The sequence below is a fragment of the Streptomyces sp. NPDC020299 genome, assembly GCF_044387825.1.
In the GTDB taxonomy this organism is placed as follows: domain Bacteria; phylum Actinomycetota; class Actinomycetes; order Streptomycetales; family Streptomycetaceae; genus Streptomyces.
Window position 1 is genome coordinate 114,683 of the sequence record NZ_JBIRWL010000020.1, and the last position, 19,704, is coordinate 134,386.

22 protein-coding genes and 1 pseudogene are annotated in these 19,704 nt (G+C 69.7%); 11 read left to right on the forward strand and 12 right to left on the reverse strand.

The features are described 5' to 3' along the window. The first annotated feature begins 65 nt into the window (after window positions 1-65). From ACH45E_RS37680 to ACH45E_RS37690, 3 genes are all read left to right on the forward strand, one after another. Window positions 66-509 carry a DUF5994 family protein gene (locus tag ACH45E_RS37680; RefSeq protein ID WP_361450043.1) on the forward strand — a complete coding sequence of 148 codons (444 nt, stop codon included), beginning with the start codon at window positions 66-68 and terminating at the stop codon, window positions 507-509. Window positions 510-760: 251 nt separating this feature from the next. Next, window positions 761-1,033, forward strand: coding sequence for a hypothetical protein (locus tag ACH45E_RS37685; RefSeq protein ID WP_361450270.1), 273 nt, complete (start codon window positions 761-763; stop codon window positions 1,031-1,033). 281 nt (window positions 1,034-1,314) lie between these two features. Next, entirely contained in the window at window positions 1,315-1,800 is a 486-nt protein-coding gene (locus tag ACH45E_RS37690; RefSeq protein WP_361450046.1) for a DUF5994 family protein, read from the forward strand. 39 nt (window positions 1,801-1,839) lie between these two features. On the opposite strand, the gene ACH45E_RS37695 is transcribed toward ACH45E_RS37690, so the two are convergent. From ACH45E_RS37695 to ACH45E_RS37710, 4 genes are all read right to left on the reverse strand, one after another. Further along, window positions 1,840-3,108, reverse strand: coding sequence for a bifunctional GNAT family N-acetyltransferase/ATP-binding protein (locus ACH45E_RS37695; protein WP_361450049.1), 1,269 nt, complete (start codon window positions 3,106-3,108; stop codon window positions 1,840-1,842). A gap of 118 nt (window positions 3,109-3,226) precedes the next feature. Next, the gene (locus ACH45E_RS37700; protein ID WP_361450052.1) at window positions 3,227-4,090 is read right to left on the reverse strand and encodes a slipin family protein; all 864 of its coding nucleotides are present in this window, start codon (window positions 4,088-4,090) and stop codon (window positions 3,227-3,229) included. A gap of 150 nt (window positions 4,091-4,240) precedes the next feature. Further along, window positions 4,241-4,522: a hypothetical protein gene (locus ACH45E_RS37705; RefSeq protein ID WP_361450055.1), complete on the reverse strand. Its 282-nt coding sequence runs from the start codon at window positions 4,520-4,522 to the stop codon at window positions 4,241-4,243. Between the two features lie 10 nt (window positions 4,523-4,532). After that, window positions 4,533-5,132 carry a DUF5994 family protein gene (locus ACH45E_RS37710; RefSeq protein ID WP_361450058.1) on the reverse strand — a complete coding sequence of 200 codons (600 nt, stop codon included), beginning with the start codon at window positions 5,130-5,132 and terminating at the stop codon, window positions 4,533-4,535. 464 nt (window positions 5,133-5,596) lie between these two features. Here ACH45E_RS37710 and ACH45E_RS37715 point away from each other — a divergent pair, with 464 nt between their 5' ends. Beyond that, a complete protein-coding gene (locus ACH45E_RS37715; protein ID WP_361450061.1) occupies window positions 5,597-6,172 on the forward strand; it encodes a DUF5994 family protein in 576 nt (191 codons plus the stop codon). A 103-nt stretch (window positions 6,173-6,275) separates the two neighbouring features. Here the strand turns inward: ACH45E_RS37715 and ACH45E_RS37720 are convergent, their stop codons facing one another. Then, window positions 6,276-7,517, reverse strand: a complete 1,242-nt coding sequence (locus ACH45E_RS37720; RefSeq protein ID WP_361450064.1) for a PP2C family protein-serine/threonine phosphatase — start codon at window positions 7,515-7,517, stop codon at window positions 6,276-6,278. A gap of 673 nt (window positions 7,518-8,190) precedes the next feature. Here ACH45E_RS37720 and ACH45E_RS37725 point away from each other — a divergent pair. Further along, window positions 8,191-8,518, forward strand: a pseudogene (locus tag ACH45E_RS37725) (tyrosine-type recombinase/integrase); the annotation flags it as partial. A 7-nt stretch (window positions 8,519-8,525) separates the two neighbouring features. Here ACH45E_RS37725 and sodN read toward each other — a convergent pair. Then, on the reverse strand, window positions 8,526-8,921 hold the full coding sequence (sodN, locus tag ACH45E_RS37730; RefSeq protein WP_031140564.1) for a superoxide dismutase, Ni: 396 nt from the start codon (window positions 8,919-8,921) through the stop codon (window positions 8,526-8,528). A gap of 145 nt (window positions 8,922-9,066) precedes the next feature. Here sodN and sodX point away from each other — a divergent pair, with 145 nt between their 5' ends. Continuing rightward, complete coding sequence (gene sodX, locus ACH45E_RS37735; protein ID WP_361450273.1) at window positions 9,067-9,501, forward strand: nickel-type superoxide dismutase maturation protease; 435 nt, start codon at window positions 9,067-9,069, stop codon at window positions 9,499-9,501. Here the strand turns inward: sodX and ACH45E_RS37740 are convergent. Next, window positions 9,405-10,034, reverse strand: a complete 630-nt coding sequence (locus ACH45E_RS37740; protein WP_361450067.1) for a CGNR zinc finger domain-containing protein — start codon at window positions 10,032-10,034, stop codon at window positions 9,405-9,407. The genes sodX and ACH45E_RS37740 overlap by 97 nt on opposite strands. Window positions 10,035-10,134: 100 nt before the next feature. Here ACH45E_RS37740 and ACH45E_RS37745 point away from each other — a divergent pair, with 100 nt between their 5' ends. Further along, complete coding sequence (locus ACH45E_RS37745; RefSeq protein WP_361450070.1) at window positions 10,135-10,893, forward strand: class I SAM-dependent methyltransferase; 759 nt, start codon at window positions 10,135-10,137, stop codon at window positions 10,891-10,893. Between the two features lie 80 nt (window positions 10,894-10,973). Here ACH45E_RS37745 and ACH45E_RS37750 read toward each other — a convergent pair whose 3' ends face one another. The 3 genes from ACH45E_RS37750 to ACH45E_RS37760 are packed head-to-tail and all read right to left on the reverse strand — an operon-like array spanning window position 10,974 to window position 13,696. After that, window positions 10,974-11,774, reverse strand: a complete 801-nt coding sequence (locus tag ACH45E_RS37750; RefSeq protein WP_361450073.1) for an amino acid ABC transporter ATP-binding protein — start codon at window positions 11,772-11,774, stop codon at window positions 10,974-10,976. Continuing rightward, window positions 11,771-12,700 carry an amino acid ABC transporter permease gene (locus ACH45E_RS37755; protein WP_361450076.1) on the reverse strand — a complete coding sequence of 310 codons (930 nt, stop codon included), beginning with the start codon at window positions 12,698-12,700 and terminating at the stop codon, window positions 11,771-11,773. Before ACH45E_RS37755 ends, ACH45E_RS37750 begins: the two co-directional genes overlap by 4 nt. Before the next feature lie 33 nt (window positions 12,701-12,733). Then, window positions 12,734-13,696: an ABC transporter substrate-binding protein gene (locus ACH45E_RS37760; protein ID WP_361450079.1), complete on the reverse strand. Its 963-nt coding sequence runs from the start codon at window positions 13,694-13,696 to the stop codon at window positions 12,734-12,736. A gap of 508 nt (window positions 13,697-14,204) precedes the next feature. Between ACH45E_RS37760 and ACH45E_RS37765 the strand changes: the two genes are divergently transcribed. The 4 genes from ACH45E_RS37765 (at window position 14,205) to ACH45E_RS37780 (ending at window position 17,527) form a co-directional block, all read left to right on the forward strand. After that, window positions 14,205-15,428 carry an NADP-dependent malic enzyme gene (locus ACH45E_RS37765; RefSeq protein ID WP_361450082.1) on the forward strand — a complete coding sequence of 408 codons (1,224 nt, stop codon included), beginning with the start codon at window positions 14,205-14,207 and terminating at the stop codon, window positions 15,426-15,428. 247 nt (window positions 15,429-15,675) lie between these two features. Further along, the gene (locus ACH45E_RS37770) at window positions 15,676-16,641 is read left to right on the forward strand and encodes a zinc-binding dehydrogenase (protein ID WP_361450085.1); all 966 of its coding nucleotides are present in this window, start codon (window positions 15,676-15,678) and stop codon (window positions 16,639-16,641) included. 113 nt (window positions 16,642-16,754) lie between these two features. Next, complete coding sequence (locus tag ACH45E_RS37775) at window positions 16,755-16,964, forward strand: HTH domain-containing protein (RefSeq protein ID WP_361450088.1); 210 nt, start codon at window positions 16,755-16,757, stop codon at window positions 16,962-16,964. Further along, on the forward strand, window positions 16,964-17,527 hold the full coding sequence (locus ACH45E_RS37780; RefSeq protein ID WP_361450091.1) for a Clp protease N-terminal domain-containing protein: 564 nt from the start codon (window positions 16,964-16,966) through the stop codon (window positions 17,525-17,527). The genes ACH45E_RS37775 and ACH45E_RS37780 overlap by 1 nt, the downstream gene beginning before the upstream one ends. Window positions 17,528-17,557: 30 nt before the next feature. Here the strand turns inward: ACH45E_RS37780 and ACH45E_RS37785 are convergent, their stop codons facing one another. Then, window positions 17,558-18,598 (reverse strand): helix-turn-helix transcriptional regulator, encoded by a 1,041-nt coding sequence (locus ACH45E_RS37785; RefSeq protein WP_361450094.1) that lies wholly within the window; start codon window positions 18,596-18,598, stop codon window positions 17,558-17,560. Window position 18,599: 1 nt separating this feature from the next. After that, entirely contained in the window at window positions 18,600-19,532 is a 933-nt protein-coding gene (locus ACH45E_RS37790; protein WP_361450097.1) for a DUF4097 family beta strand repeat-containing protein, read from the reverse strand. Between the last annotated feature and the right edge of the window lie 172 nt (window positions 19,533-19,704).

Sequence of the window (19,704 nt, forward strand, 5' to 3'; positions counted from 1 at the left end):
GCGGGTGCCGTTTCCGGTGATCGACAATGCCGGGCCGCACCCGAGCCCGGGGACAGGTCCGCGCCATGCCCGTGACCATTGACCGTACGACATCGAGCAGGCGCGCGCCGCCGCAGTCGGCCCGGCTGTCCCTGACGCCCGCGCCGGGCGGGCTGGACGGCATGTGGTGGCCCCGCTCCCGTGCCCTCACCCGTGAGCTGCCCACCCTGGCGGCCGCACTGGTCGAGCGTTGGGGCCGCATCACAGGTGTCACCGTGCACCCGGCCCACTGGCCCGTCATCCCGCACTGGGTGTCCGTCGCCGGGCGAACCGTGCAGGTGGGCTGGTCCACCGAGGCCCAGGACCCGCACAGACTGACTCTCTCCCTACCCGACGGTCACCGAGACGTCCTGGTGATTCCGCCGGAAACCGGTGCGGATGCCGCCGCGCAGCTGATGGCGGGCGAAGGCGTCGACGCCGGCTCGACAGGGCCTTCGGCCCGCCGGTCGGCGGAGGCGAGAGAACCATGACAGTCATCGCCGTGGCCGTGCTGCTCCTTCTGATCGCCGTCGGAGCCGTTCTGATCCACCAGCTCAACTCTCAGCACAACGAACGGATCGCAGCCTTCCCCTACAGCGATGTTCTGCCGGGGATCGGGCGTCGGCCCCGGAGGCACCGTCGGTTGGTGGTGGACGCCACCGTTGCGACGCGCCCCACCGCGAGGGCGGCCGCGGATGACATCGACTTCGGCCCGACCGTGAGCAGTAGAGGCAGGCGCGTCATGGCGATATTGCGAGACCGGAAGACGTACCGCGAGAGGATCATGCAGGCTCTGTACCAAGCCGCCGAGGGCAATCGCCTCCTGGGCGTCGATGGGGCGAAGCTCCGCACCGACCTGGGTATCCCTGAGCAGGACATGGCCGCTGCCTGTATGTACCTGGCAGGTGAAGGCTGGGTCGTCGTGGACTGGGAGAGGGGCAACACGCCCGCGATGATCACGCTGACGCACCAGGGGATCCGGCAGATGGAGATGGAAGAGGAAGGGCGTGGCTGAGCCGCGTCGGCTTCCCGGACCGAAGTGAACCCTCGCAAGGATTGCTTACGACGGATTAATCCCTTTGACGTAACCTGGAAAGCGGGTCGGCGCACGCTCACGTGCAATGACCCGGAAGGGCGGCTCCGGCGGGTATACGCCGGAGCCGTTGTCTGTTTCCGCAACCGCGCCCGGCGGCGAAGCGCTCGCGGGAACGTCGTGCGGAGTACCGTGAGGTAGCAGGGTCGTATCGTGGTCGCACGCCCTGCGGTCGCACTGCTCTCTGCGGACGGGCGGACACCATGGCCGACTCAGACACCCCCGACCTCCCCGGGCTCCTGCCGGACGCCGTCCACCGGTCGGTGAAACCCGGGACGGCCCTGCTGCGGCTGGAGACGACACGCGCACGCGAGGGAATCCTGGACGGCGCATGGTGGCCGCGGTCCCGGCGCATCAGTGCCGAACTCCCCTCGCTGATCACCGCGCTGACCGAGCACCTCGGAACTGTCACCCGGGTCGGTCTGGACGGCAGTTCCTGGGACGAACTGCCGACCCGGGTGATGGTCGACGGCCGAGTCGTCCACATCGATTCCTTCCCGGTAGGTGACGACACCGTCCTCATCACCCGGGGCGACCGGGACCATTTCTCCCTGATGCTGGTCCCTCCGGACACGTCGCCCGACGCGGCACGCGCCGCGATGGCCAAGGCCGTACGGGCCGACAACGTCACCGAGGCCAGACAGATCCTCATCGATACGGGCGGCGACACGCCACCTACGCCGGCCTGAAGCCTCCGTGGCGGGATCGACTCCCCGCTGGCCTGGACGCTAGATGCGGGCGAACTTTCCCGTCTGCTGGGCGAATTCCTGGGCCATGGCGGCGCTGACCGTGGGCTTGGTGTCGCGGATCGTGTCCAGGTAGTCGTCAGTGGTGGAGGTGGTCCGGGTCCCGGTGTCGAAGGTGCGCTCGAACTGGGCCTGGGAGACGGTGCGCGCCGCGTGGGCGATGTCGGCGGGGGTGAACCCCTCGCTGGCGGACGCGAGTACCGCGCTGTCGGCCCGCGCGCCCGCTCGGGCCAGGTAGCTCTCCCACAGCGCGGTCCTGGCGGTGTGGTCGGGAGGGCCGATCGGCAGCACGTAGTCGAAGCGGCCGTGCCGCAGGAACGCGGAGTCGAGCGTGGTCACGTTGTTCGTGGCGCAGACGAGCAGCCGTCCGTCCTGGCTTCGGAACCGGACGATCGCCTTGAGCAGTTCGTTGACGACACCGACAGCGGTCGCGTCCGCGCCACCGCGCTCGCCGGCGACCTCCTCGACCTCGTCGATGAAGACGAGGACGTGGTCGAGCCGGGCGATCTCGTCGAAGCGCCGGTTCAGCCCGGTCGCCAGGCCGTACTCGGCGGCCAGACGGGCGGGGAACAGTTCGAGGAAGGGCCATCCCAGGCGGCCGGCGATCGCGTGCGCGAACGTGCTCTTGCCGGTCCCGGGCGGGCCGAACAGCATCACCGCCCGTGGCAGTTCCACTCCGTGCTGGGCGGCCAGTTCGGGATGGGCCAGCGGCAGGACCAGGCGCCGCTCGATGAGCTGCTTCTCCCGTTGCATGCCCGCGACCTTCTGCCACAGTCCCCCTGGCGGCAGCTCCGCTCCGAGCGAGGACAGCGTGCCGGCCGACTGCGGGGTCACCGGCCCGCGCTTTTCGAAGAAGACCAGCCCGGGGCGGGCGCCGTAGTCGCTGTTGCGCAGGGCGGTGGCACCGGTCTCGCCCTCGGGCAGGACGGCGTGCACCGCTCGGACGCCGGCGGCGAAGAGCCGTTGCTCAAGGGCGGTGATCAGGGCACTGCCCAGCCCGCGCTGCCGCCAGCCGGGCGCCATGCAGATGCGCAGGACCCATGCCCGTTCGTCCTCCACCCTGCTCACCGCGGCGCCGATCAGCACGTCGTCGGCCGTGGCCACCACAGCCGGGTGGCGGGCCTGGAGGGCCGTCACGGCGTCCGAGAGCGGGAAGAGCGGCGGCTCCTCGGTCGTACTGCTCTCCATGTCGACGCGGATCACCGCTTCGAGATCGTCCTGGGTGTAGTCCCTGACCCGCCAACCCGTCATGATCAGCTCCGCGTGTTCGGCCGTACTCCCATCATCAGCCGATGCCCGGAGGACGCGCGCGACAGGCGTCGGCCACGAGTCCGCCCTGGCGGCACGGATCGCTCGGGCCGTAGTCGGGTCACGCCGCGGTGCCGGGCGCGGTGCCGGCCGGGCTGAGGGACTTGTCGGTGCGGCCGGTGCCGGCCGGTGGCGCTGCCGCGGCGGGTGCGGCGGCAGCGGTTTCCCGGGCGAGGAAGGATCCGAGCTCGCCGATCGTGCTCATGAGGGGGGCTGGGAAGACGACGGTGGTGTTCTGGTCGACACCGATCTCCACCAGGCTCTGGAGATTGCGCAGTTGAAGGGCCAAGGGGTGGGCCATCATGGTGTCCGAGGCGTCGCCGAGCGCGGCTGCGGCCAGGGACTCGCCCTCCGCATTGATGATCTTCGCTCGCTTCTCCCGCTCCGCCTCGGCCTGGCGGGCCATGGCGCGCTTCATGGTGTCGGGCAGCTGGATGTCCTTGAGCTCGACCAGCGTGACCTGCACACCCCAGTCGACGGTGGTGACGTCGAGGATCTGGCGGATGTCCAGGTTGATACGGTCCGTCTCCGACAGCGTCTCGTCGAGCGTGTGCCGGCCGACGACCTTCCGCAGGGTGGTCTGGGCGATCTGATTGATCGCCGCGTTGACGTTCTCGACGGCGACGACCGACTTCACGGCGTCGACGACCCGGAAGTAGGCGACCGCCGACACGTCCACGCTCACGTTGTCCCGGGTGATGATGCCCTGGGACTGGATCGGCATGGTGACGACCCGCAGCGACACCCGGTGCAGGGAGTCGACGAACGGGATGATGAACCGCAGCCCCGGGGAGCGTGTTCCGACGAGTCGGCCGAAGCGGAACAGCACTCCCTTCTCGTACTGCTTGACGACCTTCACGGACAGGGCGAGGGCCAGGACGGCCAGCAGTACGATCACGACGATGAGAACGATCAGGGCTTGCATGTGCTGCTCCTCGGGACGAGGACCACGTGGGGCCGGGACCCGCCGGTCGAGACCCCTGCATGTGCCTGCGGCGGTTCGTGAGGCGGGTCCGAAACCCGTCTGTACGGGCCGTGCCGACGGTTGGTGCGCGGGGGCGGGGACACCGCCTCGTCACCCGTGGTGAGTGGTGCGGTCGCGGCGGCGGCGCGGTGGGAAGCGGCCGCGGCCCCCGTCACGGTGGTCACGTCGTCCGCCGACGGCCGGCGACTTGGACAGTGGTGGTCCCGCAGGGGGACGTGCCGCGTCGGTGGCGCGGCGCGGACCGTCGGGCAGGGCGCGACTGTACCGGTGCACGGCGATCCCTTCCGGGTGCCCGATGTCGAGCCGGTGGATCACGAATGCCGCCGCTGCGATGAGGACCAGGAGGCAGCCGGTCGTCAGGAAGGTGTTCATGGCGGCTGTCTCACATGCCGATGATCAGGCGACTGACGCGACCGGTCTGTGCCGGACGACCGGTCTGTGCCGGAACGGTCGCAGAGGAGGGGCGGCCCTCGTACTTCCCTGCCTCGTCCGGTTCGAGTGGCCGGTCGGCAGCGGAGACGGCACGCCGGGTCTCGTCCGCGGCGATGAGAGCGCTTGCGGTCAGCGGCGGACCGTCGCAGTCGCACACGGCCGCCATCAGGCGGGCCGCCGACTCCGCCTCGGTTTCGGGCGGGACGACCAGCAGATCCCAGCGGCCGGTGCCGTAGGAGCGCAGCAGCAGCTTGTGCGGGTCGATCTCCGGGGTGAACCAGCCGACCTTGACGACATGACCGCTCACGGGAATCTCGTGCGGGATGACCGGCCAGTACATCGGGTTGACGGCGATGCGGGTAATGCGGCCCCACAAGGCGTCCAGTACTTCGGTCAGTGCGGGCAGCTCGCTCAGCAGGTCCCGGGAGCGGGGCCACCAGGCACCGTCCAGGAGGCCGCGAGACATGCCGTCGGTCTTCAGGGCGAGACGTGCGGCCGGGGCCGCGGCGGGCTCGTGGTGTGGCAGGGGTTGGTGCAAGGTCGCCGACATGATGCGGACCCGTCTCCGGGCCGCCTTCACGGCGACCCGGGCTTCATCTCTCGCCGAGAACGACCCCGGCGTGGAAGCCGGTGTGCGAAATGCCCTCGGTGGTGTCCACGGTACTCCGCACACGCCGCGGCGGTTGAGGAGACGACGCCGCAATCCGTGAAGCGGCTGTCGATACCGGCGGGGGCGCGCTGCGGGTGGCGGGGCATGACGTATGCCGGTTGCCGGACCGGTCTCACGCCTGACGGCCCGCATGCCCTGGCCCGGCACTCCTCGGCTGTGTCACGTGGGAGGTGTTCCTCGTGTTCCGTTCAGCACATCGCTCTCCATCAGCCCGCCGGGCGTCGGCGAGGAGTATCCTGGTGATTACCGAGAGCATCTCGTACACCGGCTTCAACGCTGACGTCGTTCTCGGCGATTCACGACAACCGGGCCGGCCGTGACCGGCCCGGGGTTGGGTCCGCGCCATGACCGCGACCATTCCGTTCACACCCGCGGTCGAAGGCCGGGCTCCTTCTGCTTCACCGCTTCGACTCACCCTGGCGCGGGCCGGCGCTCCTCCGGCCCTGATCGACGGTGCCTGGTGGCCCCGTTCGCGCAACCTGACGGAGCAGCTCCCGGCGCTCGTCGAATATCTCGACCCGCTGTGGGGGCGGATCACCCGGGTAGCGGTGAGCCGCACGTTCTGGCCGGTCATTCCGGGAGAAGTGCCCGCGCACGGCCACATGGTGCGCGTCGGCTGGTCCAACGCCGGGCAGGACCCGCACAAGCTGTTGCTGCTGTCCTACACCTTCGGCCGCTGGGACCTGCTGGTGATTCCACCGGAGACGGAGCCGGCCACCGCGGCCCGGCTCATGGCCACGGCCACCGACCCGTCACGGAACCGCACGGCGAGCGGCCTGATGCATGAGGCCGAAAGCTTCCGGGCCATGACAGAGGACGAGGCCGACGCGGACTCGATGCGGGAGGCGGTCTGGGAATCCGAAGGCGGGCATGACGCCCGCTGCCGTGACCTCACATACCCCTGCCAGAGCGGTCAATGACCATGTGCCGACCCCGGCGGAAGGCACAGGAAGCGCCGCGAATCCGGCCCGTCTAGCGTCACCCGGCCTGAACCAAGCCGCCTTTATGGCGGTTTGAGGCGCCTCACTCCAGGATGGCGAGGTGGTCGGCGGCGCCCCCGCGCCATTCGATCAGGAAGAGGGTCGCGTCGTCGCTGGTGCGGCCGCCCCGTTGCTGCTTCAGAGCGTGGGAGAGTGCGCGCACCACCGCGCGTACTCCCTTCTCCGTGTGTTCGATGCGGTTGACCCAGTGGATGAGTTGCTCCTCGCCGAACTGTGCTTCACCGGCTTGGTGCTCCTCGATCAGGCCGTCGGTGAAGCACAGCACCCGGTCGCCGGATTGGAGCATCTGCTCGCTGATCCGGGGTTCTTCACCGCCGAAGCCGACCGGCAGGGTGGTCGGGCCCGTCAGTTGCCGCACGACCTGGTGGTCGCGGATCAGCAGTGGCGCGGGGTGGCCCGCGTTGACCCACTGCAGGTGGCCCGTCGCGATGTTCAGGCGCATCATCTGCGCGGTGACGAAGTGCTCGGGCCCGAACTGCTCCGCGATGGCCCGGTCCATGAACGCGTAGATCCCGGACAGACCGATGTCGGCACGTCTGGCGTGCCGGTAGGCCCCGACGGCGACGGTCGCCATCGTGGCGGCGTCCAGGCCGTGGCCCATCGCATCGACCATGGCCAGGTGCAGGATGTCCTCGTTGAGGGCGTAGTCGAAGCTGTCGCCTGCGACGCTGTAGGCGGGCTCCAGGATCCCGGCCACCGCTGCCTGTGGGACGGACATCGCCAGCGGCGGCAGCAGAGACCACTGGATCTCGGCGGCCACGCTCATCGGTTCGCGACGCCGGGCGAGGAAGAACTGGTCGGTGTAGCTGTGCTTGGTGACCAGCATGTCGGCGACCAGACCGGCAAGCCTGCGCAGTAGCCGCCGGTCGTCGTCATCGACGGCATCCAGGGTGAGGCCCATCACTCCCACCTGGTCGCTGCCGTCCAGCAGCGGTAGGTACATCCGGACGCCGTCGGGCCGCGGCACCTCGACAGTGGTCGCCTGCAGGAAGGCGGTGCCGGCGGGAGAGCCACCGATCGGCTCTGGCTCGCCGACCATCAGCCGCCGACCCGGCAGCGGCACCAGCACCAGCTGGCCGTAGTCCTGCAGCAGGATCGAGACGTCGCGGCCACCGACCCTGGCCACCTCTTCCGCGATCAGCGGGGCGATCAGCTGCGGCGGCATCTCGTGTGCCCGGTCCAGCAGCACCCCCAGCAGCCGCTCACCGAACCCTTCCGAACGGTCCGTCATGCCGTTGTCCGGCCGCCGCTCACCTTGTGCCATGGCCGGGCCCCTGCGCCGGTGTCCTCGAAGTCTCGGTCACCATGTTTCCGCCGACCTCGTGCCGTGGATGCAGCGCCCGACCGGACACGCTCGGGCCCGTCCGGCGGCCATGGCCGATCCCCTCGACCCTCTCACGTGATCCGTACACAGGGCTCCTGACACGACCGTGATCAACCCTTCCAGAGTGACGCGGCCGACCAACCCAATGCGCCCATTACGCCAAACGTGGCATGTCATACGTGATCAGGGCAGATGACCTTCAATCCCATTGTGGGCTGTCACGGACTCCGTGCTTCCTGTCGATCTCGATGGCAAGGGCGCCCAGGGCTTCCTTGGCTGGGCCGCACGTCGATCACTTGAATTCCTCTTGATCTGTGTCGCGTTCGGACCTGGACCGGAACCGCCACTCAAGACGGTTCCGAGCGTGCAGTACGGGTGTGGTCGTGATCCACGTGAGTTGCCGCAGCTCACCCTCGTCGCTGCGGACGGGCCGGGTCCGCAGCGGGGCAGCTTCTGCGGTCATCGAGGTCCCGGTGCCCCAGACCACCGGGTCGAGGACGGCGGGGAACGCGAGCTGGACTTCGAGCTGCTCGGTGGGCAGGCGGACGGCCCGCTGGAACCAGTTCCCCCGATGCCGCCGCCGACGGCTGGTCCGTTGCCGTGCGGACAGGTCACGGGGTGGAACTGCGCCCGCAGGGCGCTCCAAGCAGTGGAGGACGGGGCAGCCGTACGCGAGGGCCGCGAGCCCGTCGAGCTGCCCCACATGGTGACCCACGACCTGCGGCGCCTCCGCCCTCATCGCCGGCGGAGCGAGCGTCAAGCAGGTCCAGCTGGTCCTCGGCCACGCGTCCGCCGTCATCACGCCGCGGATCTACGCCCATCTGTGGCCGGGCGAAGAAGACCGCACCCGGACCGTCATGGACGCCGTGCTCGGCGGCCTGCGGACCGGGTGCGGACAAGTAGGCGATGCGACCCGCGAAACCGCAGGTCAAACGGCCTAGTTGTAGATCAAGCCTTCTTGGTCTCCCAGAAGATCTTGTCGATCTGGGCGATGTAGTCCAGGGCCTTCTGGCCCGTCGCCGGGTCGGTGGAGCCCTTGGCGGCCGAGAGGGCCTTCAGGGTGTCGTTGACCAGCTGGTGCAGCTCCGGGTACTTCTCGAAGTGCGGGGGCTTGAAGTAGTCGCTCCAGAGCACGGAGACGTGGTGCTTGGCGAGCTCCGCGCGCTGCTCCTTGATGACGGTGGCGCGCGCCTGGAAGTGCGGGTCGTCGTTGGCGGCCATCTTCTCCTGGACGGCCTTCACCGACTCCGCCTCGATGCGGGCCTGGGCCGGGTCGTACACGCCACAGGGCAGGTCGCAGTGCGCGCTGACCTTGACCTTGGGGGCAAACAGGCGGGAAAGCATGGAGCATTCCTTCCTCGTGATCGTCTTCTCAGGTGGGACATTACTCCCTGAGGGACGGGTTTTCGCGAGTGCCCCCTTGGGCTTAGGACAAAAGTCCGGGGTCAGACTGAGACTGGTGGAGGAACGGACCGGGGAGGTGCCGGGGATGCCGGAGCTGTCGCAGGAGACCGAACGGGGGAGGGCCGCCGCGCCCTTCGGGCTGGCCGAGGTGACCGGGCCGTCCATGGTGCCCACGCTCTACCACGGGGACCGGCTCGTGGTGCACTACGGCGCCAGGATCAGGCCCGGGGACGTGGTCGTCCTGCGCCATCCGTTCCAGCAGGACCTGCTCGTCGTCAAGCGCGCGGTGGAGCTGCGCGAGGGCGGCTGGTGGGTGCTCGGGGACAACACGTACGCGGGAGGGGACAGCACCGACTACGGGGCCGTGCCTCAGGAGCTGGTCCTCGGGCGGGTCCGGTTGCGGTTCCGGCCGCTCAAGGCCGGTCAGCGCTCGCCGCTGGCAGTGGCCCGCTGGGCGTTGTCGGCCGCGCGGCCGGTCTTCGCCGACCGGTCGGCCTCCAGGCGCTTGCGGGCGCGGTAGGCGGCCACGTTGGCGCGGGTCGCGCAGCGGTCCGAGCAGTAGCGCCGGGAGCGGTTGGTGGACGTGTCGAGGTAGGCGTTGCGGCAGGGCGCCGCCTCGCACAGGCCGAGGCGGTCGACGCCGTACTCCGTGAGGTGGAAGGCGAGGCCCATCGCGGCGATCGCCGCGTAGCCCGCGGTGGCGTTCGACGGGTGGTCGGCCAGATGCATGTGCCACAGCGGGCGGCCGTCCTCGTCCCGGTGGTCGTGCCCGGAGATCTGCGGGCTCACCGGGAACTCCAGGAGCAGGGAGTTCAGCAGGTCGACGGCCAGGGTCTCGTCGCCGGTGTCGGCCGCCTCGAAGACCGCGCGCAGCCGGGCGCGGACCGAGCGGAACCGCGTGACGTCCGCGTCGGTGGTGCGGCGGGCCGCGGAGGAGTTGGCGCCGAACAGATCGCGGACCGCGTCGACCGAGGTCAGGGTGTCCTTGCCCCGGACCGGTTCCTCGCTGTTGACGAGACGCACGGCGTAGTCCGAGTAATAGGCCAGTTCCACTTGTAGTCCTTACGGGGGCGCTCTATGGTTTCGCGTGCGGTCGGGTAACAGCCGGTCGCGCTTCCAGGGTATTACGCGGGCGAGGGGAGACAGGGTTTCCATGACCACCAGTACCGGAACCGACTGGGCGGCCTGGCAGGAGAGCTGGGACCGGCAGCAGGAGTGGTACATGCCGGACCGCGAGGAACGCTTCCGCATCATGCTCGACATGGTGGAGGCGCTCGCCGGCACCGCGCCGCGCGTTCTCGACCTCGCCTGCGGCACCGGCAGCATCACCGCCCGGCTGCTCGCCCGGTTCCCCGGCGCCACCAGCGTCGGCGTCGACCTCGACCCGGCCCTCCTCGCCATCGCCGAGGGCACCTTCGCGGGCGACGAGCGGGTCACCCTCGTCACGGCCGACCTCAAGGACCCCGACTGGCCGGCGAGACTGCCGTACGACTCCTACGACGCCGTCCTGACCGCCACGGCCCTGCACTGGCTGCACAGCGACCCCCTCGCGGCCCTCTACGGTCAGGTCGCGGGACTCGTCCGCGACGGCGGTGTCTTCATGAACGCGGACCACATGATCGACGACACCACGCCCCGGATCAACGCGGCCGAGCGCGCCCAGCGCCACGCCCGCATGGATCAGGCCAGGGCCGCGGGCGCCCTGGACTGGGCCGAGTGGTGGCAGCTGGCGGCCGAGGACCCGGCCCTGGCCGGGCCGACCGCCCGCCGCTTCGAGATCTACGGTGAGCACGCCGACGGCGACATGCCGCCCGCCGCGTGGCACGCGCGTGTCCTGCGGGAGAAGGGCTTCGACGAGGCCCGCGCGGTGTGGTGCTCGCCCTCGGACACCCTGCTGCTGGCGCTGAAGTGACAGCGGGGCGGTAGTGACAGAGGGGCGGTACGGACACCCGTACCGCCCCTCTCGCTCAGCGCAGCGTCAGAGCACCCTTGTCACAGCACCTTGGACAGGAACGACTTCGTCCGGTCGTGCTGCGGGTTCGTCAGGACCTCCCGGGGGTGGCCCGACTCGACCACCACACCGTCGTCCATGAACACCAGGGAGTCCCCGACCTCGCGGGCGAAGCCCATCTCGTGCGTCACGACGATCATCGTCATGCCGTCCTGAGCGAGGTCCCGCATCACGTCGAGCACCTCGCCGACCAGCTCGGGGTCGAGAGCCGAGGTCGGCTCGTCGAAGAGCATCAGCTTCGGCTGCATCGCCAGCGCCCGGGCGATCGCGACACGCTGCTGCTGACCGCCGGAGAGCTGGGCCGGGTAGTGGCCCTTGCGGTCGCCGAGGCCCACCCGGTCGAGGAGCCGCTCCGCGCGCTCCCGGGCGACCGCCTTGGACTCGCGCTTGACCTGGAGCGGCGCCTCCATGACGTTCTCCAGCGCCGTCATGTGCGGGAAGAGGTTGAAGCGCTGGAACACCATGCCGATGTCCCGCCGCTGCGCCGCGACCTCCCTCTCCTTCAGCTCGTAGAGCTTGTCGCCCTTCTGCCGGTAGCCCACCAGGTCGCCGTCGACGTACAGCCGGCCGGCGCTGATCTTCTCCAGGTGGTTGATGCACCGCAGGAAGGTGGACTTGCCGGAACCGGACGGGCCGATCAGGCAGAACACCTCGCGCGGGTTCACCACCAGGTCGATGCCCTTGAGGATGTGCGCCAGCCCGAAGGACTTGTGCACGCCCTCGGCCCTGACCATCGGCCCGCCACTGGTGGGTGGCGTGAGGTCCTTGCTGATCCTGGTCATCGGGCCACCTCCGGACGGCGGAACGAACCGAACATGCGGAGGTTCTTCTTCAGGCGCTGGAACGGGGTCGGCGGCAGGTTGCGCGTCGAACCGCGGGCGTAACGGCGCTCGATGTAGTACTGGACGATGCTGAAGATCGTCGTCAGGAACAGGTACCAGATGCAGGCGACGAAGTACATCTCGACGACCGCCAGCGAGGCGCTGGAGATGTCGGTGGCCTTCTTGATCAGCTCGGGGAGCTGGACCGCGTAGGCCAGCGACGAGGTCTTCAGCATGTTGATGAACTCGTTGCCGGTCGGCGGGATGATGACCCGCATGGCCTGCGGGAGGATCACCCGGCGCAGCGTCTGGCCCTGGGTCATGCCCAGCGCGTGCGACGCCTCCGTCTGCCCCTCGTCGACCGACTGGATGCCGGCGCGGACGATCTCCGACATGTACGCGGCCTCGTTCAGGCCGAGACCCAGCAGCGCCGTGAGGACCGGCGTCATCACCTGGTTCATCTCGTCCTTGTAGAACCCCAGGTTCAGGATGGGGAAGACGAGCGCGATGTTGTACCAGAGCAGCAGCTGGACCAGGACCGGGGTGCCGCGGAAGAACCAGATGTAGAACCAGGCCACCGTGCTGGTGACCGGGTTCGACGACAGCCGCATCACGGCGAGGATCACGCCGAGGGCGACGCCGAGCACCATGGCCAGCACGGAGATGTACAGCGTGGTCCAGGCGCCGGCCACGATGCCCGGATCGAAGACGTAGTCGGGGATGACGCTGTAGTTGATCTTCGCGTTGGAGAACGCGACCCCGATCAGCGCCACGATGGCGATGACCACGACGCCGGACACCCAGCGGCCGTAGTGCCGCACCGGAATGGCCTTGATCTGCTCCGGCGGCAGCGACGGCGCCGGAACCTTGTCGACGGTGTCAGTCACAGTGACAGCCCTTCAGTGTTGCCCGAGGCTGTTTCAGGAGCCGCCGTTGATCTTCGACTCGGTGACCGCGCCCTGCGTGACGTTCCACTTCTGCAGGATCTTCTGGTACTCGCCGCTCTTGATGATCGCGGACATGGCGGCCTGGAGGGCGTCCCGCAGCTGGGTGTTCTCCTTGCTGACCGCGATGCCGTAGGGGCCCGCCTCGATCTGGTCGCCGACGACCTCGAAGTCCTTGCCGCCACCGGAGGTCTTCGCGTTGTAGGCCGCCACCGGGAAGTCGTTCAGGTCGGCGACGGACGCGCCCTGCTTCAGACGGAGCAGCGCCTCGGGGTCGGTGTCGAAGGTCTGCAGGTCGATGGCCTTCTTGCCGTCCTTGGTGCACTTCTTGTTCTGCGCCTTGGCGATGCCCTCGGACGTGGTGCCCTTCTGAAGGGCCACGACCTTGCCGCACAGGTCGTCGAGCGACTTGATGCCCTTCGGGTTGCCCTTCTGGACCAGGATCGAGGTGCCGGCGGTGAAGTAGTCGACGAAGTCGACGCCGTTGCCGACCTTCTTGCCGGTGTCGGAGTTGATGCCGTTCTGGCGGTCCTTGGTGTCGTTCATCGCCGACATGAGCACCTGGAAGCGCTTGGCCTGCAGGCCCACGATCAGGTTGTCGAACTTGCCGTTCTGGAACTCGAACTTCACGCCCAGCTGCTTGCTGAGGGCGTCCGCGATGTCCGGGTCGATGCCGACGGCCTTGCCGCCCTGCATGACCTCGACCGGCGGGTACGCGATGTCGGAACCCACCTGGATGACGCCCGCCTTGCGGATGTCCGCGGGGAGCTTGGCGGCGAGGGGCGCCGAGGAGGAAGAGGAGCTCGAGTTGTCCGAACCGCCCTTGTCGGTCTGGTCACCGCAGCCGGTGAGCAGCAGGGCGCCCGCGACCGCGGTCGCACCGACCGCGGCCAGGCGGGAGTGCGTGGCGGTCGTACGACGGGTGGAGCTTGCGGTCATTGTGGGTTCCTCCGGCGGATGGATGGAGATGCCGATGGGTCGACGAGAACACACACCTTCGGGTGTCGCGACCTAGTGGGTTTACGGCATCTTGCCATTCGGACTACGCCGGTCAGGTGACCGACTATGTCAAAATCGGATAACGGGTGACCCCCGAACCACATCAGGTCGGCACATCCTCGGCACTCGACACCCGCTATCTGCGGGAATCCAGCCATCTGGCCGGAAAATCTTCGGCGCATCCCATGATGTGGTCGATGCCTGAGGCTACGACCGGGCCCCGTCGAGGGCCGCGATGTGACCTTGGACCAATGGACTCGTCGCCGGTGCCGTCCGTCCGGTAAGAAGGTTCTTTACACCCCTCATCCGGGGCTCAGGGCGCGTGTGCGGCGCGCCCGTCGTGTACGCACGCCCGTACGTATCAGTGAATCGGGCCGTACACGTCCCCGCCCACCCCTCACCAGGAGTGGTCAACCCTCAACCGTAAATACTTAAGGGGTAAAACAAAGTGGCAGCGGAGATCGTCAATCCTCGCAGCGACAGCAATACGGACCAGGACGGCGGGGCCGAGCCCCTCGATTCCTTCGATCCGGCGTTCGCGCTGCACCGCGGCGGCAAGATGGCCGTGCAGGCCACCGTGCCGGTCCGTGACAAGGACGACCTTTCCCTCGCGTACACGCCCGGTGTGGCGCGCGTGTGCACCGCGATCGCGGAAAAGCCCGAGCTGGTGGACGACTACACGTGGAAGTCGTCGGTGGTCGCCGTCGTGACCGACGGTACGGCCGTGCTGGGGCTCGGGGACATCGGTCCCCAGGCCTCCCTCCCGGTGATGGAGGGCAAGGCGATCCTGTTCAAGCAGTTCGGCGGCGTGGACGCGGTGCCGATCGCGCTCGACTGCAAGGGCGTGGACGAGATCGTCGAGACGGTGGTCCGGCTCGCCCCGTCCTTCGGCGGGGTGAACCTGGAGGACATCTCGGCGCCGCGGTGCTTCGAGATCGAGCGGCAGCTCCAGGAGCGGCTGGACATCCCGGTCTTCCATGACGACCAGCACGGCACGGCCGTGGTGACGCTGGCGGCGCTGCGGAACGCGGCGCGGCTGAGCGGGCGGTCGATCGGCGACCTGCGGGCCGTCATCTCCGGCGCCGGCGCGGCCGGTGTCGCCATCGCCAAGATGCTGGTCGAGGCCGGCATCGGGGATGTCGCGGTCGCCGACCGCAAGGGTGTGGTGTCCACCGACCGGGAAGACCTGAACTCCGTCAAGCGCGAGCTGGCCGGGTTTACCAACAAGGCGGGCATCAGCGGGTCGCTGGAGGACGCGCTGGCCGGCGCCGACGTCTTCATCGGTGTCTCCGGCGGCACGGTCGCCGAGGCGGCGGTGGCCTCCATGGCGAAGGGCGCCTTCGTGTTCGCGATGGCCAACCCGAACCCGGAGGTGCACCCCGATGTCGCGCACAAGTACGCGGCTGTCGTCGCCACCGGGCGGTCGGACTTCCCGAACCAGATCAACAACGTGCTGGCGTTCCCCGGGATCTTCGCGGGTGCGCTTCAGGTGCGGGCCTCCCGGATCACCGAGGGGATGAAGATCGCGGCGGCCGAGGCGCTCGCCGCGGTCGTCGGGGACGATCTCGCCGCCGACTACGTGATCCCCTCGCCGTTCGACGAGCGGGTGGCTCCCGCGGTGACCGCGGCGGTCGCCGCCGCCGCTCGTGCCGAGGGCGTTGCGCGTAGGTGAGCTTGAATGGCCCCGTCCGTTCGGGCGGGGCCATCTGGGGGCTGCCGCCCCCCAGACCCCTGCTTCGGCCCTGAAGGGGCCTCGTCCTCAAACTCCCCCACTCTCGGCTTCGCTCGAGCGGGGGGACCCCACGACGGGCTGAGAATGCTGGGCCCGGGTGCAGATCATCGGGCCGAGCTGGCAAGAGGGCATGTGTCACAGGGCCCTGTGGTTCCGCCGGCCCCGCCGGGAACCTATCGTCGAGCCCATGTTCGCTGTCTACGCCGCCCGAATCGACCGCGACCAGCCGCTTTCCGGCCTTGAGTCGGGGGAGCGCCCGGCCCCCGAGGCCCGTCCCGGCTGGAGCACGGTCAACGTCAGGGCCGCCTCCCTCAATCACCACGACCTCTGGTCCCTGCGCGGCGTCGGCCTCGCGGAGGACAAGCTGCCGATGATCCTCGGCTGTGACGCCGCCGGCGTCGACGAGGACGGCAACGAGGTCGTCCTGCACTCCGTCATCGGGCAGACCGGCCACGGCGTCGGCCCGAACGAACCCCGCTCCATCCTCACCGAGCGCTACCAGGGCACCTTCGCCGAGCAGGTCGCCGTGCCCACCTGGAACATCCTGCCCAAGCCCAAGGAGCTCTCCTTCGCGGAGGCCGCCTGCCTGCCCACGGCCTGGCTGACGGCGTACCGGATGCTGTTCACCAACGCGGGAGTACGCCCCGGTGACTCCGTCCTCGTCCAGGGGGCCGGCGGCGGTGTCGCCACGGCCGCGATCGTGCTCGGCAAGGCGGCCGGGCTGCGGGTCTTCGCCACCAGCCGGGACGAGGCCAAGCGGAAGCGGGCCCTGGAGCTCGGAGCCGTCGAGGCGGTCGAGTCGGGGGCGCGGCTGCCGCAGCGGGTGGACGCCGTGATCGAGACCGTGGGCGCGGCCACCTGGTCCCACTCGATCAAGTCCCTGCGGCCCGGCGGCACGATCGTCATTTCCGGCGCCACCAGCGGCGACCGGCCCTCGCACGCCGAACTGACCCGCATCTTCTTCCTGGAGCTCAAGGTCGTGGGCTCCACGATGGGCACCAAGGACGAACTGGAGGACCTGCTCTCCTTCTGCGCCGCCACCGGTGTCCGCCCCGTCATCGACGAGGTGCTCCCGCTCGACCGCGCCCGCGAGGGCTTCGAACGGCTGCAGTCCGGTGACCAGTTCGGCAAGATCGTCCTCACCAACGGCTGAGTCCCGAGGCTGATCCGCACGGCTCTCCGACGGCCGGTCCGGTTTCCGGGCCGGCCGTCGCCGTATGTCAACCATGGTTGACAAAGGGAGGGATGTCAACCTAAGTTGACGTCATGACCGAAGCAACGGATCTCGCCGAGCGTGCGGGCGACCGCGATCCACGGGTAGGACTGCGGGCCGTCGCCGCACTGCGCAGGCTGCTCGAGCAGCTGGAGGCGGTTCAGGTGCGCAGCGCGCGCAACCAGGGCTGGTCGTGGCAGGAGATCGCCGTCGAACTGGGCGTCAGCAGGCAGGCCGTGCACAAGAAGTACGGGAGGCAGTGATGTTCGAGAGGTTCACCAAGGACGCACGGGCCGTGGTCGAGGGCGCCGTCGCCCAGGCCGAGCGGCTGGACGACGGGAAGGTCGAGGAGTCCCACGTCCTGCTCGCCCTGCTCGAGCGCGAGGGCAGCCGGGGATCCTTCGCCCTGACCTCGCTCGGGTTGTCGGCGGGGCGACGGGAAGGCGTGGTGCGGGCGCTGGCCGAGGCCCGGCGCCGCGGCGGACTGTCGCGGGCCGACGCGGACGCGCTGTCCGGGCTCGGCATCGATCTGTCACAGATCGTGTACCGGGTCGAAGAGGCGCACGGGCAGGGGGCGTTGGCGGGCATGCGGCGGCGCGGATCCGGGCGGCGGCCGTTCGGCCGCGGCGCCAAGGAACTGCTGACCGATTCCCTGAGGGTCGCCCTCGGCCACCGTGATCGCCACATCGGCGACGAGCACATCCTGCTCGCCCTCACCTCCCGTCCGGGCGTCCCCGCCGAGGTCCTCGCCGACCACGGTGTGACCTTCGAGTCGCTGACGCGGGTGCTGTACGGCGAGGGCGAAGGAGAGGCCAAGGCGGGCTGACCGCGCCCGCCCCGGCCCACGCTGCGGCGCTCAGGCCCCGGGCCGCCGCAGTATCGCCCCGATGTGTGCCGCCGCTGTCGACAGGTGGCGGCGGGTGTCGCGGAGCTGGTCGGCGGTGACGCCGTGGTCGCGGGCCGCGTCACGGATGTCGTCCCGGAATCGGTCGAGCAGGCGGTCCAGGTCGCGGGCGGGGTCGCCGGTGGGGTCCTCATGGGCCCAGGCCGGTTCGTAGTCGGCGGGGAAGTCCTCCGGGGTTTCGGAGTAGTCCGGGGTGAACTTCGCCGGGCCGGTGCCCGTCTCGGGGCCCGGGCGTCCGAAGCCGAAGTCCTTGCCGAACTCGCTGAACTCCTTGGTGAGTTCGGAGAGGCCCTCCCGGACCCCGGTCGGCCAGTCCCCCCGCGCGAAGTGGTCCTGGACGTGGTCCTGGACGCGGCGGGCGATGCGCTGCATCTCCTCCTGGGCCTGGGCCCGCGCCCGGGACTGCGCCTCCTGGGCCTGGCGGCGGGCTCGCTGGGCCTCCTCACGGGCCCGGCGGCTCTCGTCCTTGGCGCGGCGCGCCTGCTCCTTCCACTCCTGCTTGACCCGGCGCATCTCCTCCTTGGCGACGCGCCAGGCCTCCTTGTCGGCCGGCCCGCCGTGCTCCCCGAAGGGGCCGTGGTCGCCGGCGCCCGCCTTGCCGCCCCGTCGGGCCTCGGAGGCCGCCGCCCGCATCTCGCGCCGCAGATCGCCCGCCGCGCCGCGCACGTCGGCCTTGATCTCGGCGGCGAGTTCGGCGACCGACTCGCGGATCTCCAGCTCCAGGTCGGCGAGCTCACCGCTGCGGTCGGCGAGTTCGGTGCGGCCGGCGTCCGTGATGGCGTACACCTTGCGGCCGCCCTCCGTGGTGTGGGTGACCAGGCCCTCGGCCTCCAGCTTGGCCAGCCGGGGGTAGACGGTGCCCGCCGACGGTGCGTACAGCCCCTGGAAGCGTTCCTCGAGGAGCCGGATCACCTCGTAGCCGTGGCGCGGGGCCTCGTCGAGCAGCTTGAGCAGGTAGAGGCGGAGGCGTCCGTGGGCGAAGACGGGAGGCATGTCAGAGCACCTTCTTGTCGGTCGTGCCGTCGGCCGGGGCGCCGCTGTCCGCGGGGCCGCCCGGGCCGGAAACGGAATTGTCCCCCGAGTCGTGCTGCGGTCCGGCCGGTGGGGCAGCCTCCTCTTCGTCCCTGGGCGGGCGGCGGAGCAGGGCGATCGAGCCGGAGACCGTCGTGGCCCTGAGCTTGCCGGTGCCCGCGCCGAGCCGTCCGGTGACCTTGTGGGCACCCCAGTGACCCTGCACCCGGAGGCCGTCGAAGGCGTTGGAGATGCTTCCGCTCGCGGTGTTCGCCTCGACGTCGGCGTCGGCCGGGTGCGGGAGCCGGATGGCGATCTCACCGGAGACGCTGGTCAGTCCGACGTCGGTCGGGCCGTCCGGGTCGAGATCGACGATCATCGAGCCGCTGACCGACTCGGCCCGCACGGAGGAGCCCGAGCCCTCCACCACGGTCAGGTCTCCGGAGACGGAGTTGAACCGCAGGTCGCCCGTGACGGCCTGGGCTTCGAGATTGCCGGACACCGTTTCCGCCCGCACCGGGCCGGCAAGGGAGACGAGCGTGGTGTCGCCGGTGACGCCCTTGACCACCGAGGGCCCGCGGAGCCCCGAGACGACGGCCCCGGCGCCGATCACGCCGACCTCCACCCGGGTGTCCGCCGGGACCGCGAGGGAGACGACCGCGCTGCGCCGCCAGCCCTGCCGGTCCAGCCACTTCAGCAAGCCCTTCCAGGGCAGGTCCTCGTAGGCCACCGTGAGGGTGCCGCCCTGCTGGGTGACCACCAGGGGTGGGCCCTCGATGTCCGTGACTTCGAGGCGGGCGGAACCTTCGTCCGTACCCACGACGTTCACTGTTCCGTTGACGATGCGCACGTGCAGATCGCGGACGGGGGTGTCGAAGGTGAGCTTGGTGGGTTCGGCGACGGACCACTCGGACATGGGTGTGACCTCCTCGCAGGGACGCGACACGCCATATCGCGTCTTCTGGGAAACACGATATATCGTGCCTGCGGGAAGTCAAGACACCCGTTTGAGGGCATGCGAGGGTTTGCGGGGGCGTGCGAGGGCATGGCTGACACCGGGCCCCGTCCTCGGGGACCCGGTGGCGGGT

Coding starts and splice junctions, on each gene's coding strand:
- ACH45E_RS37680 (WP_361450043.1), top strand. CDS start 66: ATGCCCGTGACCATTGACCGTACGACATCGAGCAGGCGCGCGCCGCCG.
- ACH45E_RS37685 (WP_361450270.1), top strand. CDS start 761: ATGGCGATATTGCGAGACCGGAAGACGTACCGCGAGAGGATCATGCAG.
- ACH45E_RS37690 (WP_361450046.1), top strand. CDS start 1,315: ATGGCCGACTCAGACACCCCCGACCTCCCCGGGCTCCTGCCGGACGCC.
- ACH45E_RS37695 (WP_361450049.1), bottom strand. CDS start 3,108: ATGACGGGTTGGCGGGTCAGGGACTACACCCAGGACGATCTCGAAGCG.
- ACH45E_RS37700 (WP_361450052.1), bottom strand. CDS start 4,090: ATGCAAGCCCTGATCGTTCTCATCGTCGTGATCGTACTGCTGGCCGTC.
- ACH45E_RS37705 (WP_361450055.1), bottom strand. CDS start 4,522: ATGAACACCTTCCTGACGACCGGCTGCCTCCTGGTCCTCATCGCAGCG.
- ACH45E_RS37710 (WP_361450058.1), bottom strand. CDS start 5,132: ATGTCGGCGACCTTGCACCAACCCCTGCCACACCACGAGCCCGCCGCG.
- ACH45E_RS37715 (WP_361450061.1), top strand. CDS start 5,597: ATGACCGCGACCATTCCGTTCACACCCGCGGTCGAAGGCCGGGCTCCT.
- ACH45E_RS37720 (WP_361450064.1), bottom strand. CDS start 7,517: ATGGCACAAGGTGAGCGGCGGCCGGACAACGGCATGACGGACCGTTCG.
- sodN (WP_031140564.1), bottom strand. CDS start 8,921: ATGCTTTCCCGCCTGTTTGCCCCCAAGGTCAAGGTCAGCGCGCACTGC.
- sodX (WP_361450273.1), top strand. CDS start 9,067: ATGCCGGAGCTGTCGCAGGAGACCGAACGGGGGAGGGCCGCCGCGCCC.
- ACH45E_RS37745 (WP_361450070.1), top strand. CDS start 10,135: ATGACCACCAGTACCGGAACCGACTGGGCGGCCTGGCAGGAGAGCTGG.
- ACH45E_RS37750 (WP_361450073.1), bottom strand. CDS start 11,774: ATGACCAGGATCAGCAAGGACCTCACGCCACCCACCAGTGGCGGGCCG.
- ACH45E_RS37760 (WP_361450079.1), bottom strand. CDS start 13,696: ATGACCGCAAGCTCCACCCGTCGTACGACCGCCACGCACTCCCGCCTG.
- ACH45E_RS37770 (WP_361450085.1), top strand. CDS start 15,676: ATGTTCGCTGTCTACGCCGCCCGAATCGACCGCGACCAGCCGCTTTCC.
- ACH45E_RS37775 (WP_361450088.1), top strand. CDS start 16,755: ATGACCGAAGCAACGGATCTCGCCGAGCGTGCGGGCGACCGCGATCCA.
- ACH45E_RS37780 (WP_361450091.1), top strand. CDS start 16,964: ATGTTCGAGAGGTTCACCAAGGACGCACGGGCCGTGGTCGAGGGCGCC.
- ACH45E_RS37785 (WP_361450094.1), bottom strand. CDS start 18,598: ATGCCTCCCGTCTTCGCCCACGGACGCCTCCGCCTCTACCTGCTCAAG.
- ACH45E_RS37790 (WP_361450097.1), bottom strand. CDS start 19,532: ATGTCCGAGTGGTCCGTCGCCGAACCCACCAAGCTCACCTTCGACACC.